The organism is Ewingella allii, assembly GCF_044430645.1.
Taxonomy (GTDB): Bacteria; Pseudomonadota; Gammaproteobacteria; order Enterobacterales; family Enterobacteriaceae; genus Ewingella; species Ewingella allii.
Window position 1 is genome coordinate 886,148 of record NZ_JAWUDN010000001.1, and the last position, 17,797, is coordinate 903,944.

19 protein-coding genes are annotated in these 17,797 nt (G+C 53.9%); 8 read left to right on the forward strand and 11 right to left on the reverse strand.

Annotation, left to right across the window (positions count from 1 at the left end; all coding sequences use genetic code 11):
• Positions 1-19: 19 nt before the first annotated feature.
• Together SBO83_RS04250 and SBO83_RS04255 are read left to right on the forward strand one after the other, a co-directional pair.
• Positions 20-760, forward strand: coding sequence for a phosphatase (locus tag SBO83_RS04250; RefSeq protein ID WP_353502249.1), 741 nt, complete (start codon positions 20-22; stop codon positions 758-760).
• Positions 761-817: 57 nt separating this feature from the next.
• Entirely contained in the window at positions 818-1,402 is a 585-nt protein-coding gene (locus SBO83_RS04255; RefSeq protein WP_396130553.1) for a molecular chaperone TorD family protein, read from the forward strand.
• Positions 1,403-1,496: 94 nt separating this feature from the next.
• On the opposite strand, the gene SBO83_RS04260 is transcribed toward SBO83_RS04255, so the two are convergent.
• From SBO83_RS04260 to mdtH, 3 genes are all read right to left on the reverse strand, one after another.
• Positions 1,497-2,060, reverse strand: coding sequence for a lipoprotein (locus SBO83_RS04260; RefSeq protein WP_396130554.1), 564 nt, complete (start codon positions 2,058-2,060; stop codon positions 1,497-1,499).
• Between the two features lie 186 nt (positions 2,061-2,246).
• Complete coding sequence (gene grxB, locus SBO83_RS04265) at positions 2,247-2,894, reverse strand: glutaredoxin 2 (protein ID WP_185689950.1); 648 nt, start codon at positions 2,892-2,894, stop codon at positions 2,247-2,249.
• 139 nt (positions 2,895-3,033) lie between these two features.
• Positions 3,034-4,239, reverse strand: coding sequence for a multidrug efflux MFS transporter MdtH (gene mdtH / locus SBO83_RS04270; protein ID WP_353502245.1), 1,206 nt, complete (start codon positions 4,237-4,239; stop codon positions 3,034-3,036).
• A 235-nt stretch (positions 4,240-4,474) separates the two neighbouring features.
• Here mdtH and rimJ point away from each other — a divergent pair, with 235 nt between their 5' ends.
• From rimJ to murJ, 4 genes are all read left to right on the forward strand, one after another.
• The gene (gene rimJ / locus SBO83_RS04275) at positions 4,475-5,059 is read left to right on the forward strand and encodes a ribosomal protein S5-alanine N-acetyltransferase (protein ID WP_396130555.1); all 585 of its coding nucleotides are present in this window, start codon (positions 4,475-4,477) and stop codon (positions 5,057-5,059) included.
• Positions 5,060-5,068: 9 nt separating this feature from the next.
• Entirely contained in the window at positions 5,069-5,725 is a 657-nt protein-coding gene (locus SBO83_RS04280; protein WP_396130556.1) for a DUF480 domain-containing protein, read from the forward strand.
• Positions 5,726-5,735: 10 nt separating this feature from the next.
• Positions 5,736-6,665: a Gfo/Idh/MocA family oxidoreductase gene (locus SBO83_RS04285; protein WP_396130557.1), complete on the forward strand. Its 930-nt coding sequence runs from the start codon at positions 5,736-5,738 to the stop codon at positions 6,663-6,665.
• Positions 6,666-6,818: 153 nt separating this feature from the next.
• On the forward strand, positions 6,819-8,354 hold the full coding sequence (gene murJ, locus SBO83_RS04290; RefSeq protein WP_396130558.1) for a murein biosynthesis integral membrane protein MurJ: 1,536 nt from the start codon (positions 6,819-6,821) through the stop codon (positions 8,352-8,354).
• Positions 8,355-8,450: 96 nt separating this feature from the next.
• Here the strand turns inward: murJ and argS are convergent, their stop codons facing one another.
• Positions 8,451-10,181, reverse strand: coding sequence for an arginine--tRNA ligase (argS, locus tag SBO83_RS04295; RefSeq protein ID WP_396130559.1), 1,731 nt, complete (start codon positions 10,179-10,181; stop codon positions 8,451-8,453).
• A 260-nt stretch (positions 10,182-10,441) separates the two neighbouring features.
• Here argS and SBO83_RS04300 point away from each other — a divergent pair, with 260 nt between their 5' ends.
• Positions 10,442-10,996: a VOC family protein gene (locus tag SBO83_RS04300; RefSeq protein WP_396130924.1), complete on the forward strand. Its 555-nt coding sequence runs from the start codon at positions 10,442-10,444 to the stop codon at positions 10,994-10,996.
• 3 nt (positions 10,997-10,999) lie between these two features.
• Here SBO83_RS04300 and SBO83_RS04305 read toward each other — a convergent pair whose 3' ends face one another.
• Positions 11,000-12,148: a PatB family C-S lyase gene (locus SBO83_RS04305; protein ID WP_396130560.1), complete on the reverse strand. Its 1,149-nt coding sequence runs from the start codon at positions 12,146-12,148 to the stop codon at positions 11,000-11,002.
• 112 nt (positions 12,149-12,260) lie between these two features.
• Between SBO83_RS04305 and cutC the strand changes: the two genes are divergently transcribed.
• A complete protein-coding gene (cutC, locus tag SBO83_RS04310) occupies positions 12,261-13,019 on the forward strand; it encodes a copper homeostasis protein CutC (protein WP_353502239.1) in 759 nt (252 codons plus the stop codon).
• Between the two features lie 250 nt (positions 13,020-13,269).
• On the opposite strand, the gene SBO83_RS04315 is transcribed toward cutC, so the two are convergent.
• From SBO83_RS04315 to SBO83_RS04340, 6 genes are all read right to left on the reverse strand, one after another.
• The gene (locus tag SBO83_RS04315) at positions 13,270-13,530 is read right to left on the reverse strand and encodes a pyocin activator PrtN family protein (protein ID WP_396130561.1); all 261 of its coding nucleotides are present in this window, start codon (positions 13,528-13,530) and stop codon (positions 13,270-13,272) included.
• 209 nt (positions 13,531-13,739) lie between these two features.
• Positions 13,740-14,234 (reverse strand): hypothetical protein, encoded by a 495-nt coding sequence (locus tag SBO83_RS04320; protein WP_396130562.1) that lies wholly within the window; start codon positions 14,232-14,234, stop codon positions 13,740-13,742.
• A gap of 126 nt (positions 14,235-14,360) precedes the next feature.
• Positions 14,361-14,864 carry a hypothetical protein gene (locus tag SBO83_RS04325; protein WP_396130563.1) on the reverse strand — a complete coding sequence of 168 codons (504 nt, stop codon included), beginning with the start codon at positions 14,862-14,864 and terminating at the stop codon, positions 14,361-14,363.
• 13 nt (positions 14,865-14,877) lie between these two features.
• Positions 14,878-15,396, reverse strand: a complete 519-nt coding sequence (locus SBO83_RS04330; RefSeq protein ID WP_396130564.1) for an HD family hydrolase — start codon at positions 15,394-15,396, stop codon at positions 14,878-14,880.
• Positions 15,397-15,476: 80 nt separating this feature from the next.
• Entirely contained in the window at positions 15,477-16,400 is a 924-nt protein-coding gene (rdgC, locus tag SBO83_RS04335) for a recombination-associated protein RdgC (protein ID WP_396130565.1), read from the reverse strand.
• A gap of 691 nt (positions 16,401-17,091) precedes the next feature.
• The gene (locus SBO83_RS04340; protein WP_396130566.1) at positions 17,092-17,739 is read right to left on the reverse strand and encodes a S24 family peptidase; all 648 of its coding nucleotides are present in this window, start codon (positions 17,737-17,739) and stop codon (positions 17,092-17,094) included.
• Between the last annotated feature and the right edge of the window lie 58 nt (positions 17,740-17,797).

Here is a 17,797-nt window from a genome sequence, read left to right on the forward strand (position 1 = left end):
TTCATTGTGAGGAGTTTACATGCCGTATCCCGTTGATTTACACATGCATACCGTTGCCAGCACCCATGCTTACAGCACGCTGCATGACTATATTGATGAAGCCACAGAAAAGGGAATCAAGCTGTTTGCGATCACCGACCACGGCCCGGACATGGCCGATGCGCCGCACTACTGGCACTTTATGAATATGCATGTGTGGCCGCGACTGGTGAACGGCGTCGGCATTCTGCGCGGTATTGAATCCAACATTAAAAATATTGAGGGTGACATCGACTGCACCGGCCCGATGCTGACCGCCATTGACGTGATCATCGCCGGTTTCCACGAGCCGGTGATGCCGCCTTCAGACAAAGAGACCCACACGGCGGCGATGATTGCCGCCATGGCCGGTGGCGAAGTGCACATCATCAGCCATCCGGGCAATCCGCGCTATCCGGTGGACATCCCGGCCATTGCTGCCGCGGCCGCAAAATACAATGTGGCGCTTGAGCTGAATAACTCCTCCTTTACCCATTCGCGCGCTGGCAGCGAGCCAAACTGCCGTGCCATTGCGCAGGCGGTAAAAGAGGCGGGGGGCTGGCTGGCGCTGGGTTCTGACTCGCACATTGCCTACTCGCTGGGCGGCTTTGAGCAGTGCGAGCGCATTCTGCGTGAGGTGGATTTCCCAGAAGATCGTATCCTTAATGTCAGCCCGCGCCGTTTCCTCGATTTTCTCGAAGCGCGCGGTCGTCAGCCCATTGCTGAATTAAAGGATCTGTGACATTGTCACGCCCTTTGCTCGCTTTCACTTTTTCCTTTGGCTTAACAGGTTGCCGCTATGAATGAATTTTCGATTGTTTGCCGCGTACTCGGCTCGTTGTTTAACCGCTCGCCGCAAGATCCGGTGCTGGCTCCGCTGTTTGGTTTGATTCAACAGGGCAAGCTGCAAGAGCACTGGCCACTGGAGCAGGACGCCTTGCTCGCCCGCCTGCGCGAAAGTGCCGATCCACAAGCGCTGGCCGCTGAGTACGACCACCTTTTTGTCGGTGAAAACCGCGCGGTATCGCCTTATCGCAGCGACTATGTTGAAGGGGCGACTGAGCAAGACGTGCGTGCTTTCCTGCAACAGCGCGGCATGCCTTTGGGCGAGAACCCGGCAGACAGCTTCGGTTCCATGCTGCTGGCCGCCTCATGGCTGGAAGACCAGTCCGCTGAGGATGAAGTGGGCGCGCAGACCGCGCTGTTTGACGAGTACCTGTTCCCATGGTGCGGCAAGTTCTTGGGCAAAGTTGAAGCCCATGCGACCAGCGGCTTCTATCGCACGCTGGCGGAAATCAGCCGTGAAGCGCTGCAAGCCATGCGCGACGAGCTGGAAGAGTTGGCGGCGTCCGACATCGAGAATGAAGACGACGACGAGCAGTGATCTGCCCATTTTAGGTTGAAATCTAAAAGCTAGAAATGCAAAAGCCCGGCTGGTGTTGCCACTCAGCCGGGCTTTTTTATGGCAGCGAATTTGTTCAGTCCGTGAATGGAATAACCAACTCACCCGGCTTCACTTCGATACCTTTCGCCAGTTTCTTCGCCATCGCTTCGCCCTTACTCTTATCGGCATTCAGCACATAGGCCGGCTTTTGATCAAAGTAGGATTTCAGCGACTGGTTGAGATAAGGCATTAGGCCTTTCATCACCGACTGCATCTTCTCTGGCTGGATGGTGTAATCCACCACTTCCATATCTTTCAGATAAATAGCGCCCTGGGCTTTATCAAAGCTCGGCTGGGCTTTTAGCGTCAGCGTCATGTCGGCTTTTTGCGGGCCAAACAGCGAGGTGACGTCCACGCTGGCGTTACCCGTCAGCGTCACTTTACCCGGCTCGGCGCGGCCGATTTGGCTATTAAGGTTGGTCAGAGTAATTTTTGCATCGACCAGCCCCGGCACGCCCAGCTGTTTCTGGAAATCATTGTGCTTCTGCAAATATTCATTCACTTGCTGCTCACTAAGCGTGTACTGCGTGAGCTGGTTACATCCGGCAAGCAGGCCGGCGAACACCAGGGCAGCTGCCCCTAAAAATAGCTTTCTCATCTTATCCTCTGTGCGTGATACCGCGTGAACAGCCTAAAGCCATCGCAGCATGTTCTAATTCCATGACAATGCCTATCAGACAACGCTGATTAGCCTAAGTGCTTGGCGGGGAGATTAAAAGTCCAAATTGTGCAGAAGAAGAGGCAGGGGAAGAGCAGCCAGAAGAGGCTCCGGCTGCTAAGGCGATTAAATCGCCAGACTGGTAAACAGATTGACCTGAGTCTGCTTCGCCATATTGTCGCGATAGGCCTGCACGCGAGAAGGTAGCACCACGCCTTTGACAATCGACAGCGAACGCAGCAGCGGCCACAGGCTGAAGTCATCTTCTGACAGTTCGCCATTCACCGCGTTAGGCTCCTGAATCAGCTCATCCAGCGCACGCAGGTCGTGGCTGATTTTCTTCACCAGCCCCTCAGAGTGCTGAAGGTGCTCTTTGAAGTCACCAATGGACGCCTGCTTTTTCTCGGTGAAATACTTCTTAGCTTCCGGGGTGGCAAACTCTTCCAGCGGGGCCTGCACAAAGCGCGGCAAAAGCAGCTTGGAAGTGTATTCAGACACCTGACGCAGCCAGGCGGCAATCTTCGGATTGGTCGCGCCGGTCAGCAGCGGCTTGCCGTCGCTCTTATCGATGAAGTGCACGATATCCATGCTTTCTGGCATAAAGCTGCCATCCTTTTTTTGCAGGATAGGGACAACTTTTTTACCCACCATTGAAATCGGGGTCTTTTCGTCATCATTAGCTAACGCTTTGATTTCAATGGGTATGTTTTTAAGGCCGAAGATCATTCGAGCTTTAACACAGTAGGGACAATGTTCGTAGATATAGAGTTTCATAGTGCGGTACTCCTTTAATCCGTGGCGGGCCTACAAGGGACTGCAAAAAGGCCAGCCGTGTGTGACGCCATTAAGGAGTATGGGTAAAGATTAGGGGGAGATCAAACCGCTCTCAGCCGAGAGCGGCGTTTAATCACAATCAGTTACCGCTAAGCATCGCAGGTTCAATGCGTCGCAGATTGAACTGCCAGTAGAGGCCGGTGAGGGTGATCAGGCCGACAATCGCCAGTAAGAACCACGGCAGCTGAGGCAGCTCCAGCGCGCGGCCGGTGTCGTACATCCAGCCGCCGCCGGTATAGCCAATCACGCCGCCGAGAGCCAAACCTAAACGGCTGAAACCCATGTAACTGCCGCGTGCGCGGGCGTCGGCCAGCGAGGCGCCCAGCGTTTCACGCGCCGGTTCGGCAATGATTGAGCCGATATAGAAAAAGCCAATCAGCATCAGCAGCGGGTTGATAGAGGTCACCATGCCCACGGGCAGCAGGCTGAAGGTCATGATCAGCAGGCCGAACATCAAACGCTGCTCGAGGCGAAAACGTTTTTCGCTCCAGCGAGCAATCGGGTACAGCAGGGTCAGCGACAGCACGGCCTCAATGGCGTACATCCATTTCACCGCCGACGGGCTGCCCGCAATGTCATTCACGGCAATCGGCAGCATCAACATTACCTGCACGGTCAACATGTAATAGCCGGTCAGGGTCAGCACGTAGGCCACAAAGCGGCGGTCGCGCAGCACGCGCATCATGCCTTCACGCATCGGGGTGCGCATGGTGGAGATTCGGTAGGCGGGCAGCAGCCAAGCGTTACATAGGGCCGCCAGCACAAACACCGCGGCCCCGGCCCAGCAGACGTAGTGGAAGTCATACTGCAACAGCCAGCTGCCGATCAAGGCCCCAATAACGGCACCCGCGCTGTCTTGCATCATCAATAAAGAGTAAAAGCGACTACGCTCATGAGGACGGGTGAGTTTAATTACCAGCGCGGTGCGCGGTGGGTCAAACAAGGTGCCGCCTAGGCCGGATAAGATGCAGGAGCAGACCAAGATCCACGGCGCGTCGGCCATCGCCATGGTGGCGAAGCCGGAGGCGCGCAGCAGCATGCCGGTGACAATCATCGGTTTGGCACCAAAGCGGTCGGCAATCGCGCCGCCAAAGATGCCCAGACCCTGTTGGGTCAGTTGGCGGACGCCCAGTGCTAACCCGACGGCCATCGCGGCCCAGCCTAGCTGGTCTACAAAGCGAATCGAAATCAGGGGGAATACTAAAAAGAAGCCTAAAATAACCAGCGCATTATCTAATAATAGGAAGTATTTACCCAAGCTCCGAGCTTGCGAGACCAATGACATGCTTCACCTGAAAGGTTGTGGGCACCCGATCCGACAGGTGCTGCGAGGGGGAAAGAAGACCGTTCAATTCTGAACCTCAAACGGGCAATTGGATAGGGTGCTATAGATAATATTTTTTTATCGTCAAGCCGCGCTCAGACTGGCAGAATTGACGTTTAATCGGCGGATTATTCATCCTGCTTATGGTTTCCTATCAATACTTCTTATCGACCCATGCGGACTGTGGAGGGAAGGGATGTTTGGCTATAAATCTGCCACACCAAGAGTGCGGCTTACCACTGACCGAATGGTATTGCGTTTAGTGCACGAACGCGACGCGCACCGTATGGCTGATTACTATGTTGAAAACCGCGCTTTCCTTAAACCCTGGGAGCCGGTGCGCGATGAAAGCCACTGTTATCCTTCCGGCTGGCAGGCGCGTCTTGGGCTGATAACTGAGATGCAAAAGCAGGGCAATGCCTATTACTTCATCCTGCTCGACCCGGATGAGAACAACGTGCAGGGCGTGGCGAACTTTAGCAACGTACTGCGCGGCTCCTTCCACGCCTGTTTTCTCGGCTACTCGCTGGGTGAAAAATGGCAGGGCCAAGGGTTGATGTTTGAAGCACTGCAATCGCTAATTCGCTACATGCAGCGCCAGCAAAAGATGCATCGCATCATGGCTAATTACATGCCGCACAACCAGCGCAGCGGCGCGTTGCTGCATCGCCTCGGCTTTGAGCGCGAAGGTTATGCGAAAGATTATCTCTTGATCGACGGCAAGTGGCAGGATCACATCCTCACCGCCTTGACCTATCAGGATTGGACCGCATCACGTTAAGGAAGCAGCATGAAACATGAATTAAGCGCCAAAGAGGCCCGCGTGGTGGGCTGTTTGCTGGAAAAACAGCTGACCACGCCAGAACAATATCCCATGTCGCTCAACGGCCTGACCACCGCCTGTAATCAGAAAACCAACCGCGAGCCGGTAATGGAACTGAGCGAAAGCGACGTGCAGCAAACGCTGGATTTACTGCTGCGTAAGCACATTATCCGCACCCTCAGCGGCAGCCGCACCATGAAGTACGAGCACCGCTTCTGTAACTCCGAGTTCGGCAATTTGAAGTTCTCGCCGCAGGAAGTGGCCGTGGTTACCACTCTGCTGCTACGCGGCGCACAGACGCCGGGCGAGCTGCGCACCCGCACCAACCGCCTGCATGATTTCGCCGATGTCAGTGAAGTCGAGCAAACCCTGACTGACCTCAGCCAGCGCGAAGATGGCCCGTTCTGCGTGCGTCTGGCGCGCGAGCCGGGCAAACGCGAAAGCCGCTATATGCATCTGTTCAGTGGTGAAGTGAGCCACGCGGCCTTAGCCACCGAGGACGAGCCTTTTAGCGTGCCTGCGGCAGTGAGTTTGGCGCTGGAAGAACGCGTCGCCGCGCTGGAAAGCGAAGTGGCAGAATTAAAACAGCGCCTTGAGCATTTACTTGAACGCTTGGCCGACTAGGAGTAACGCGGTGACAAAATTACGTATTGGCGTGGTGGGGTTAGGCGGCATAGCGCAGAAGGCCTATCTGCCCATTCTTAGCCATGCCGAACAATGGAACTTAGTGGGCGGCTTCTCGCCGAGTCAGCAGAAAGCGCAGGCCGTTTGCGACAGCTATCGCATGAACTGTTTTTCGCGGCTGGATGAGCTGGCCGCGCAGAGTGACGCTGTGTTTGTTCACAGCAGCACGGCGAGCCACTTCGAGGTGGTCAGCCAACTGCTCAAGGCCGGGGTGCATGTCTACGTGGATAAGCCGCTGGCGGCCGAGTTAGATCAGGCCGAGCAGTTGATTGAACTGGCTGATAAAACCGGCAAAAGCCTAATGGTGGGGTTCAACCGCCGCTTTGCACCGCGCTACCGCCAGCTGCATCAGCAGTTACAGCAGCAGCCCGCGGCCTCGCTGCGCATGGACAAACACCGTTCCGACAGCGTAGGGCATAACCTGCGCTTCACACTGTTAGACGATTACCTGCACGTGGTAGACACCGCGCTATGGCTTGCGGGTGGCGACGCCAAGTTGCTCAGCGGCCAGATCACAGCAAACGCCGAACAGCAGATGATTTATGCCGAGCACCATTTCAACTGTAACGGCAGCATCATCACTACCTCAATGCACCGCCGGGCGGGGAGTTCCCGTGAAACCGTGCAGGCGGTGACGGATGGGGCGGCCTACCAGCTGGCGGATATGAAACAGTGGCAGGAAGAGAAGCACGACCTGCTGACTCAACTGCCGGTTGCCGGTTGGCAGACCACGCTGGCCCAGCGCGGATTCGAAGGGGCGATTCACCATTTCATTGAAAGTATCAGCAATCACACCACGCCGGATACCAGCGGCGAGCAGGGGATTTACGCCCAAAGGCTGATTGAGAAGATGTTAGAAAGTGACGTTGTCACCACCTGATGACTGACAGGTAATATTATATAACAACTGCCAGTAGCTATTGCGTTTCGGATGCGTAGACTATGGCGCACGTTAGAGCTCTGCCAGTTCTTATCTCCCACGCCTGCTGCCGCAGGCGTGGCTGTTTAGCCGCTGGCAAATAAGAAAATTGATATGAATCTACTGAAATCTTTGGCCGCCGTCAGTTCAATGACGATGTTTTCCCGTGTATTAGGTTTTGCTCGCGACGCCATTGTCGCGCGGGTGTTTGGCGCAGGAATGGTGACGGACGCCTTCTTTGTGGCTTTCAAACTGCCTAACTTGTTACGCCGTATCTTTGCTGAAGGCGCGTTTTCGCAGGCTTTTGTGCCGATCCTCGCCGAGTACAAAACTCAGCAGGGCGAAGAAGCCACTCGCACCTTTATTGCTTACGTTTCTGGCCTGCTGACGCTGGTGTTGGCCGTGGTCACCGTGCTGGGGATGATTGCTGCGCCTTGGGTTATCTACGTCACTGCGCCGGGCTTTGTTGATTCTCCAGACAAATTTGCCTTAACCAGCGCGCTGCTGCGTATCACTTTCCCCTATATTTTGCTTATCTCGCTGGCGTCGCTGGTGGGGGCGATACTCAATACCTGGAACCGTTTTTCCATTCCGGCGTTTGCGCCGACCTTCCTTAATGTCAGCATGATTGGCTTCGCGCTGTTTGCCGCGCCTTACTTCCACCCACCGATTTTAGCGCTGGCGTGGGCGGTGGTGGCCGGAGGCCTTTTGCAACTGGGCTACCAACTGCCGCACTTGAAGAAAATCGGCATGCTGGTATTGCCGCGCCTAAACCTGAAGGATGCCGGTGTCTGGCGCGTTATGCGCCAAATGGGACCGGCCATTCTCGGGGTGTCCGTCAGCCAAATCTCGCTGATCATCAACACCATTTTTGCCTCATTCCTGGTGTCAGGCTCAGTGTCGTGGATGTATTACGCTGACCGCCTGATGGAGTTCCCGTCCGGCGTGCTGGGCGTGGCGCTGGGCACCATCTTGCTGCCATCGCTGGCGCGCAGCTTCTCCAGCGGCAACCATATGCAGTACAACCGCCTGATGGATTGGGGCCTGCGCCTGTGCTTCCTGCTGGCGCTGCCAAGCTCGGTCGCGCTGGGGATTCTGGCGAAGCCGCTGACCGTAGCCCTGTTCCAATACGGCAAATTTACCGCCTTTGATGCCTCTATGACTCAACGCGCGCTGATTGCCTATTCCGTTGGCCTGATGGGGTTGATCGTGGTCAAGGTGCTGGCTCCGGGCTTCTATTCTCGTCAGGATATTAAGACGCCGGTGAAGATTGCCATTATCACGCTGGCGATGACTCAGGTGATGAACCTGGCCTTTATCGGTCCGCTGAAGCATGCCGGTCTGTCGCTGTCGATTGGTCTGGCAGCCTGCCTTAACGCCGCGCTGCTCTACTGGCAACTGCGCAAACAGGATATCTTCCAGCCGCAGCCGGGCTGGCGCATCTTCCTGATCAAACTGATTCTGGCGGTTGTAGCGATGTCCGCCGCGCTGCTCGGCATGATGTACGTGATGCCCGCGTGGGACATTGGCGGCATGGCTTATCGGCTGGCGCGCCTGATGGCGGTGGTCGTGGTCGGGGTGATTGCCTACTTCGGCGTGCTGGGGCTGTTGGGCTTCCGCGTCAAAGAGTTCGCCCGCCGTCTGGATTGATTTCCAGCCCGCCAATAACCAAGCAATAACAAGAAGGCCAGCATCAGATGCTGGCCTTTCTTATGGCGTATTTTTATAACGTAGCAAGCGCGAGAATTACATGCGTTCTACGGTTTCAATACCCAAGGTATCCAGACCGGTTTTCAGCGTTCTTTGGGTCAGCAGGGCCAGTTTCAGGCGGCTTTGACGGCTGGTTTCGTCAGCAGCGTTGAGAATTGGGCAGTGCTCGTAGAAGCTAGAGAACAGGCCAGCCACGTCATACAGGTAAGCACACATGGTGTGCGGTGTACCTTCGCGGGCCACGGTAGTCAGTACTTCTTCAAATTGCAGCAGGCGAGTTGCCAGCAGGGCTTCGCGCTCTTCGCTGATAACCATCGGCTGAGTCAGGCTGTTAACGTCGATATCAGCACGCTTGAAGATGGACGCCACGCGGGTGTAAGCATACTGCATGTAAGGCGCGGTGTTGCCTTCAAAGGCCAGCATGTTGTCCCAGTCGAAGATGTAGTCGGTGGTGCGGCTTTTCGACAGGTCAGCGTATTTGATCGCGCCGATGCCCACGGCGTTAACCAGATTTTCCAGCTCTTCGCCGCCCAGCTCTGGGTTCTTCTCGGTGATCAGCTTGCGCGCGCGCTCAATGGCTTCGTCCAGCAGTTCGGAGAGCTTGATGGTGCCGCCAGCGCGGGTTTTGAACGGCTTGCCGTCTTTGCCCAGCATCATGCCAAACATGTGGTGCTCTAATGGCACGGATTCTGGCACATAACCGGCTTTACGCACGATGGTCCACGCCTGCATCAGATGCTGGTGCTGGCGGGAGTCGATGTAATAGAGCACGCGGTCTGCGCCAAGGGTTTCGTAACGGTATTTCGCACAGGCGATATCCGTGGTGGTGTAAAGGTAGCCGCCATCCTTTTTACGGATGATGACGCCCATAGGCTCACCTTCTTTGTTCTTATATTCGTCGAGATAAACCACCACCGCGCCTTCGCTATCCACTGCCAGACCTTTCTCTTGCAGGTCAGACACGATGCCCGGCAGCATGTCGTTGTACAGGCTTTCGCCCATGACGTCGTCGCGGGTCAGGGTGACATTCAGACGGTCATAGGTGATCTGGTTTTGTGCCATGGTGACATCAACCAGCTTGCGCCACATTTGGCGGCAATACTCATCGCCGCCTTGCAGCTTGACCACGTAGTTACGCGCGCGTACCGCGAACTCTTCGTCTTCGTCATAGTTCTTTTTCGCTGCGCGGTAGAACTCTTCAAGGTCGGAAAGCTTCATCTCACCGGCGTTTTCGTTCTGCACTTTTTCCAGATAGGCAATCAGCATGCCGAACTGGGTGCCCCAGTCGCCGACGTGGTTGGCGCGGATCACTTTGTGGCCGAGGAATTCGTTGGTACGCGCCGCGGCGTCGCCAATGATGGTGGAACGCACGTGGCCGACGTGCATCTCTTTCGCCACGTTCGGCGCAGAGTAGTCGATAACAATGGTTTGCGGCTCAACCGGGGAGATACCCAGTTTGGCATGTTGCAACGCGTTGTCGGCATTCGCCGCCACAAAGGCGCGGTCGAGGAAAATATTGATAAAGCCCGGACCGGCAATCTCGACTTTAGAGGCAATTCCGCTCAGATCTAACAGCCCAACCACTTTCTCTGCCAGTTGTCGTGGGGCCATGCCCAGCTTTTTCGCCACGGACATCACGCCATTCGCCTGATAGTCACCAAATTGCGCTTTGGCTGACTGACGGACTTGCGCTTCGCTATCAGCAGGCGCGCCTGCTGCAGTCAACGCCTGACTGACTTTATCTGAAAGGAGAGCCTGTATATTCACCGAGTTACCTTTTGAATCAATACCCTTCACCTTCGCAGATGAGTTTGGGTAGGAGTTTGATGGTTTGCTGTTCACCTAACGCAGATGAACCAAAAATGATGCGTGTTTATATCATATAAGCCCCGCGGCGTCAGTATTGGCGCACGTTTGCCGCACAGCAAACGCGCAGAATGCGGGACGTATCTGGCAACGGCATGAAACCCTGTGTAAATTAGCCGCCGACAGAGATTAATTTTAAGGAAATAGCTACCATGCTGAACATGAAAGATGTCGCCGACTTAGAGGATTTAGTCGCGGACATGCCGCGTTTTGTTACCGCGCTTAGCGCCTTTGCGGAGAAGTTACAGCTCGATTTGTCGGCTTATTATGCTGATCATATTTCATTGCGCTGCCACCAAAACACCACGGCGGAACGCTGGCGCAAAGGCTTCGAGCAGTGCGCGTCGTTGCTCAATGAGACGGAGATCAATGGCCGCCCAATCTGCTTATATTCCTTGAACCAGCCGCTGGAGGTCGGGCCGCTGCGCATAGATTTGGTTGAACTGCCTTATCCGGGCGAAAAGCGTTACCCGCACGAAGGTTGGGAGCATATTGAAATTGTGTTGAGCGGCGGCGAAGAGGGTTTTTATGCCCGGGCTTTGGCAGAGCTGGCCGATGAAGCACTGACCGCGCCGGGCATTAAATTAAAACAGAGTTCGCCAAAGGGGGAGCACGAGCGTTTACCTAACCCGACGCTAGCCATCACTGACGGCACGGTGACCATTAAGTTTCATCCGCACAGTTTGCGGGATATTGTTGCCAGCGAAAAAGAGTAAGTTCTAGCCGTTCAAGGTTGCCAGCGCCTGTTCCATTCTCACCAGCGCCTTTTCCAGCAAGGCGCGCTGGCAGCCCAGATTGATGCGTACAAACTTAGGCGCGCCGAAAGCCAGCCCTGAGGTAAAGCCCACTCCAGCATCCACAAAGAAGCGATACGGGTTATCCAGCGGCAGGGCGGAGGCATCAATCCAGCCAAGATAGGTGCCTTCAATCGGCAACATTTTCAGCCCCGGCATGGCGTTGATCCTTTGGGTAGCGAGCTGCTGATTGCCCCGCAGATAAGCCAACTGCTGCTCCAGCCAGTCGTCGCCATGCCTATAGGCGGCGGTGGCGGCGACATAGGCTAAAATATTGACGTGTGGCACGATGCCTTCGGCGGTTTTCTCAAACTTTTTACGCAGTCCGGCATTGGGGATAATTGCCATTGAGGCGCCAAGACCTGCCAGATTAAAAGTTTTCGACGGCGACATCAGCGTGATGCTGCGCTGTGCGGCATCGTCATTCAGCGACGCAAAAGGAATATGCTTAGCCTGCGGGTCAAGCAGCAGGTCGCAGTGGATCTCATCGCTGCACACCACCAAGTCATGCATTTGGGCAAAGGCCAGTTGCTGCATCAACTCATCGCGACGGTAAACAGTGCCGCCGGGGTTGTAAGGGTTGCAGAGCATCAGCAGGCGTTCGCCGCCGTCCATTTTCAGTTCGGGAGAGTGAAAATCAGCCACCCAGCGTTGGTCAACTTCTCTGACCGGAATGCTTTTATATTGGCGACCTTCCGACTCTGCGGCCTGAATAAAGGGCGGGTAAATCGGTGACGGCAGCAGGCTGGTTTGATGTTGGCTAACCGTGGCGCGCACCGCGACATTCAGCCCGCAAACCAGGCCGGGCAGTGAAACAATCCATTCAGGTTTAATATTCCATTGGTAACGCTTATTGGCGCGATCAATGAAAAGTTCGATCAATTCTGGCGGCGTAAAGCCGTAGCCGAAAACCCCTTCGGCGACGCGCTGTTGCAGTTCAGCTACCACTTCTGGTGGTGAAGCGAAGTCAGTATCAGCGACCCAAAGTGGAATGACGTCCTGATTTTTATATTTGTTCCACTTAACGCTATCGCTGTGACTACGGTCTACCCATTGATCAAAATTGAGTGTCATAGTTAGCCTTCCAAAGCAGGCAATTGGGCGGGAGTGCTCATGCTAAAGCCTACGCGACATGGCCCGCTACAGACAAGTGTTGTAGCATGATGCCGTAATCAGGAGAGATCACATGACTAAGTTAGAAGTGTGTTGTTATAGCGTGGACTGTGCGTTAACGGCAGAGCAAGCCGGCGCTGACCGGGTTGAGTTATGTGCCAGCCAGGCCGACGGTGGCGTCACGCCAAGTTACGGCACGTTAAAACTGGCCAGAGAGCAGGTCACTATCCCCGTACATCCCATTGTGCGTCCGCGGGGCGGCGACTTTTGCTACAGCCAGAGTGAATTTAGCATCCTAAAAAGCGACGTCGCCTGTATTCGCGATCTCGGCTTCCCCGGCGTCGTAGTGGGTATTCTGGATGAAGAAGGCCATATTGATATGCCAAAAATGTGGGAAGTGATGGCGCTGTGCGGCAACATGGCGGTGACCTTCCACCGCGCATTCGACATGTGTCTGAATCCGAAAGTGGCACTTGAGCAACTCACTCAATTGGGCGTTGCGCGCATTCTCACGTCGGGCCAGCAACAGAATGCCGAAGTCGGATTACCGATGCTTCGGGAACTCAACGAGCTAAGTCGTGGTCCTATTATTATGGCCGGTGCAGGTGTTCGTTTGACCAACTTGCAGAAGTTTGTCGACATCGGTTTGAGCGAGCTGCACAGCTCGGCCGGGCGTCAGGTTCCGTCGCAAATGCGCTACCGCAAGGCGGGCGTGACCATGAGTTCTGATACCGATTTTGACGAATTTAGTCGTTACTGCGTGGATGGCGATATCGTGGCGGCGATGAAAACGGCATTAGAATTTGGCGATGAGATGTCTCGCACGGCGTAACAGTCACAGATTGCCGGGCAAAGAGAAGGGCGAACTCTTTGCACCACAGATTTAACCGGGCCTTACGGCCCTTATTGCGTCGCCCTGCGCAAGTACCAAGCCCCGTCATTTTGGCGGGGCTTCTTTTATTAATATCAATGGTTTATGTGTTCAAGGGGAGCTTGTGGGGTGCTGGAGTATCTAAAAATACCCACCTCATAGCTAAGAAAACTAAATAATAATCGTAAAAAGCCGGGTTCCCCCCGGCTATTCAAGCTTTGCTTTGCATACTCTCAAAAAGGTCCTTACCTTTCTTTCTTTGCTTATCGAGATGGTCAGCTAAATCCTGAATATGGATCATTCTCGGTGCTTTTTGGCTATCGCTGGCGCGGAAGGTAGGGACCGGGAACTGACCGAGAGCCGCCTTATTTTCTGCCGTTGAAGGTTTCATTCCAAAATAGCGTTCGGCAATATCTGACAGGGCTATTGTTGAAGTTTCAAACTCAGCCATTAATAAAAACGTTGTGTTCATGAGAGGACTCCACATTGGTTAATTTCTGCTGCACACAGAGTTGCTATTGGTTGTTACGCCCTCTTGCCCGGCCGTAATACCGACCCTCGAAGAGGTTAATCATTTTCACGCCAGCCGGCAGTCGTGCCGAAGGAACTGGTGGAGTGAACCACCAAAACCCCGGATATGATACGAATTCCCCACGCACGCGGGGCAGGCGGTCCGCCATATCACTCACCATCCTTAACGACGATGCCAGCGGACTTAGATATATAGGCAGAAACAGCTTCCTTTATGGTTAGCTTGCTCGCAGGCGTAATGCGAAACTCTTCCCACTCCGCACCTTCGAGCTTCATGATGGAATCAAACTCTTCCGGCCTATCTTCGTACATCCATCGTGACGCTTCATGTTCTTCATCTGCCACCCACCGGTAGCGAAAAGCTATTTGGCCTTTCTGGCCCCGAAGCGCGGCGAGTTCTGCCTCTGCTTTCTCTCGCTGCTGGCGTTCTGCTTCGAGCTGGTCTTGTGCAACCAGAAGGCCAGAGGCTGTCTCGCTGATTTGCTGGTGCTCCTGTTCACTCAGCCCCCTGCCAATTTCGTTTTCGATTGAATCTGCGACGTCCATGCAGAAGCTTTCTACACATGACGCCATTGCTGCCTTAATGCGCTCCGCCAAATCACGCATATCAAGCAGCAGCGCCGCGATATCAGTTTTCTCAGTCATGGCATGCTCTCCATTTCTCGTCCTGAATTTGATTCATGCAGCCGTAATAGAAACGGCTATTACCGACGTATGTGCGGGAGCGCTTCTTGCAGAGCTCTCCGTATGCGGGCCAGAATGTAGCCTTAGTCATACAGCCTCCTTCACCGGCAATCCGGCATAGACTTCTGGTAAATGGCCACGAATTTGAAGACGGCGAAGCGCGCTGTACATGTAATCGCATTCGGCCTGCTTGTTGGCCTGAAACGGTTTTCGCGAGAACCAAACCGCATTGCCCGGCCAGCCCCAAATTTTATAGACTCGGTCATTTTTTACGTTTAGCAGCCCCCAGCCTTCTGGTAGTTCCTCAATGCTGATCAGGCCCGGTTCGCAGATGAAAAATCTCCAGTCGCCCATGCCTAATTCAGGGTTAACTCGGAACCGTTTTTTCCTATCTGCGAGGAAATCAGCGCGAGAGCACTTTGCCTCGATTAGACAGGAGGAGAGGTTGCGGAATCCGATTGCGTCAGGTTGTTCTCCCGTTGAAACACCAGCAATAAACCGATCATGAAACGCAACCTTGAAACCATTATTCCTGAGGAAACGCTCCGCAATTACACAAAGCTCGCTGTGAGTTTTTGTTGACTCAGTCATGATTTGCATCTTCTCAGTTAGTCAGGTATTCCCAGCGGCGAAGAAACTCGGCGCGGGCCTGTGATGGGTTCAGTGGGAAAATGCGAACGCCCGCCGGTGCCACTCCTTCGAGCATCGGCCAGTGGTTATCAGCATCGACTTCCAGATCGCGCCGTTCGGTGGCTAGCATGATTAGGTCCGCCTCTTTAACAGCTGAGCTCATTTGAAGAGGCAGGTCATACTTCTCGCGGATTAGGCGGTCCATGCTGTCTTCAATGCGCTGGTAGTCGGGCAGCAGGCGTTTCAGCGGCGCTGGGATATCCTTGCAGTAGGCTTCAACCGCATCGTGCAGCAGCGCTTCAAGGGCAAACGCTGGTGGTACAATCAGGCTGCACAGCACGGAGTGCTGGGCCACGCTGTAGAAGTCGGAGATCTGCCCGGCAAAGCGGCATTCGTGGGACAGCCCCTGTGCGATATCGGTAATGTTGAAGGCGAGCGCATTGGGGTTTGAGAAGTCCAAGTGCTGGCCGGAGAAAGTGGTTAGCCAAGTCATGAAATTACTCCACACGTCATTTTTAGGTTGAGCGAATCCCTTGCCAGTTACGGCAATAAATCAAATACGATAGGGTTAAATTATCTTTTGGCTTCGCCGCCTAGCGCGGCAATCAAAGCGAAAATGAAGGTTGAGTATTCGCCGGTAACCAGCAGGAAATCGGCCTCGAAGCGCTGAGCGAAATCTTCGCGGTCAATATCGTCGTTATGGTCGATAAGCGTATCGCTCGGCTTAATTTTTTTCAGGGAAAAGGTGTCGTTGATCTGGAAGCTAATGCGCTCCTGCCAGTCAACTGAGAGCTGAGTAACGAGCTTGCCGTTCTCTATATGGCTGCCTATCTCGTCGCTGACCAGAGACTGTTTCTTGCAGCGGATGGTCCCGCCTTCTTCCAGAATTGCTTTCAGTTCCGCTTCATCTTGCAGCTGGAAACCTGCTGGTGTTACGCCGGAACGGACCCATTCAGTGAGCGTCAGCTCGATAGGGGATTCCATGGTCAGCGGCACCACTGGGAGTGAGCCTATGCTTTTGCGGAGCAGGGCGAGAACGTCCTCGGCTTTTTTGGCGCTGCCAGCGGCTACCATGATTAGGCCGTTGACCGCATCAATCCAGACTAATGTTTGGCTGTAGCGGCTGAACGCGCGCGGCAGAAGGGTATGCAGCACCTCATCTTTCAACGAGTCCTTTTCTGTTTTCTTCAGCTTGCGGCTTTGCTCACTTTCCAACTGGGCAACCTTCGCCTGCAGCTCCTGCTTAATTACCGACGCTGGAAGGTTTTTCTCTTCCTTCTTGGCGCAGATTAAAATCTGCTGGCTGCCTGTTGAATGAACCAGCTGGCCGCCGCCGAATGACCCCATAGGAGACACCCAGCCAGTTTTCGCCATATCTTGGCTACCGCACGGCGAGAAGATGAAGCGCTCGAGCTGTGGCTGCATTTCCTCGGCATTCAGCTCGACTTCACGGCTGAGGCGGTAAATCAGCAAGTTTTTAAACCAAAGTTCTTTCACGTTAACTACTCCTGTTTATGCCCCTGCACAGGGCTTAAAGAATTCTGCTCACACACATAGATAAAGGGCCGCCGGAGAATGCACAGGGCGTGCTGGACGGGGCCAACGAACCCTTATCTATGTCTGTAAAAAAGGGGCGACTGACCTGATAGAACATTATCCTCACTCCCCCTGGTGTTGGTTGATTGAAGGATCAGGCCAGTCGCCAAGAACTACACACAGCAATTATCGGTTTTCCACGTCGATTAAGCGTGTGGCGGCGGTAGTCGAAACCGCAACCGGGCAGGGTAACCCGACCATCCCCTGATGCTTGCCACAACAGAGAAGATTTTGAGCGGGGCGCTCGGGTGATAAACCCATACTTCGAGCGCTCCCTACCGGTTTTGGGTGATCCTGACTTGGTTATCGTCACCGGCTATCGGATTTAGACTACGAGCGCCGCTTATCAGGCTTTGCTCTGTAACCCCTCTCAAAATCTTCTCTGTTGTGTGGTGCAGTACCGAGCACCCGCCGCTGTGCTAACTAAATGTCGAGCATTACTCTGCACCCAGTGTTCTAGCCGTTACGTCTTACTGATATTTAGTATTAGCAAACTTACATTTTGTGTCAACAATAAAATTAAGTAAGCTTACATTTTGTTTTTGGATACAAAAAAACCCGCACGTAGCGGGCTTTGAAATAGCGGGTTTGCTTAGTCGTAATCTATGACGATCTGTTTAACAACCCCAACAAGCTTACATGTGTGATCAACGGGGATAGGTTTAAAATCTGGATTGAGGGGCATCAGATATTGGTTTGGACCATCGATTTCTAATTTCTTAAGTGTGGCCTTTTTCCCACCGTCGATATGAACAACGACAATTTTTCCGTTTGCCTCATCCAAGAAACCAAATTCAGGATCTACGATTACGATAGAGCCATCCGGGATGCTCAATAATCCAGAAGATGTCATCGATTCACCTTTCACTTTTAGGGCAAAAGATTGGTCAGATACTCTGGCCGTGGTATCTACCCACCGCGTGGATGATGATGCCATTGTTTCAGAAATTATCTCGGTCCACGCCCCCGCCTGAACCCAAGAAATCAAAGGAACACTGCGAGTTCTTCCAGAATTTGCGCGTGCTGGGGAATCAATCTCACCTTGGCCCTTAAGAAGCCAATCAGGAGAGGCTTCGAGGAAGCTAGCCAGTTTAAGAAGGCTTTCGCTTGATGGGATAGTGGTATCATTTTCCCATTGGGTTACAGCAGACGCAGAAACACCTACGAATTCCGCAACATCCTTCTGAGTCATTTTTAACTGACGCCGCCTAAATTTTATTCGGCTCCCCACTGTATTCATCAGCCACCTCCGCCTTTTTCAATGTTAGCTATCTTACATTTTGTTGACGTAAGTATTC

What these genes read in the sequence shown, in the direction of transcription:
- SBO83_RS04305 (WP_396130560.1), bottom strand. Translation starts at nt 12,148, where the DNA reads ATGACACTCAATTTTGATCAATGGGTAGACCGTAGTCACAGCGATAGC.
- SBO83_RS04315 (WP_396130561.1), bottom strand. Translation starts at nt 13,530, where the DNA reads ATGAACACAACGTTTTTATTAATGGCTGAGTTTGAAACTTCAACAATA.
- mdtH (WP_353502245.1), bottom strand. Translation starts at nt 4,239, where the DNA reads ATGTCATTGGTCTCGCAAGCTCGGAGCTTGGGTAAATACTTCCTATTA.
- SBO83_RS04320 (WP_396130562.1), bottom strand. Translation starts at nt 14,234, where the DNA reads ATGACTGAGAAAACTGATATCGCGGCGCTGCTGCTTGATATGCGTGAT.
- cutC (WP_353502239.1), top strand. Translation starts at nt 12,261, where the DNA reads ATGACTAAGTTAGAAGTGTGTTGTTATAGCGTGGACTGTGCGTTAACG.
- SBO83_RS04300 (WP_396130924.1), top strand. Translation starts at nt 10,442, where the DNA reads ATGAAAGATGTCGCCGACTTAGAGGATTTAGTCGCGGACATGCCGCGT.
- SBO83_RS04250 (WP_353502249.1), top strand. Translation starts at nt 20, where the DNA reads ATGCCGTATCCCGTTGATTTACACATGCATACCGTTGCCAGCACCCAT.
- murJ (WP_396130558.1), top strand. Translation starts at nt 6,819, where the DNA reads ATGAATCTACTGAAATCTTTGGCCGCCGTCAGTTCAATGACGATGTTT.
- SBO83_RS04330 (WP_396130564.1), bottom strand. Translation starts at nt 15,396, where the DNA reads ATGACTTGGCTAACCACTTTCTCCGGCCAGCACTTGGACTTCTCAAAC.
- SBO83_RS04280 (WP_396130556.1), top strand. Translation starts at nt 5,069, where the DNA reads ATGAAACATGAATTAAGCGCCAAAGAGGCCCGCGTGGTGGGCTGTTTG.
- SBO83_RS04255 (WP_396130553.1), top strand. Translation starts at nt 818, where the DNA reads ATGAATGAATTTTCGATTGTTTGCCGCGTACTCGGCTCGTTGTTTAAC.
- SBO83_RS04340 (WP_396130566.1), bottom strand. Translation starts at nt 17,739, where the DNA reads ATGAATACAGTGGGGAGCCGAATAAAATTTAGGCGGCGTCAGTTAAAA.
- SBO83_RS04325 (WP_396130563.1), bottom strand. Translation starts at nt 14,864, where the DNA reads ATGACTGAGTCAACAAAAACTCACAGCGAGCTTTGTGTAATTGCGGAG.
- grxB (WP_185689950.1), bottom strand. Translation starts at nt 2,894, where the DNA reads ATGAAACTCTATATCTACGAACATTGTCCCTACTGTGTTAAAGCTCGA.
- SBO83_RS04260 (WP_396130554.1), bottom strand. Translation starts at nt 2,060, where the DNA reads ATGAGAAAGCTATTTTTAGGGGCAGCTGCCCTGGTGTTCGCCGGCCTG.
- rimJ (WP_396130555.1), top strand. Translation starts at nt 4,475, where the DNA reads ATGTTTGGCTATAAATCTGCCACACCAAGAGTGCGGCTTACCACTGAC.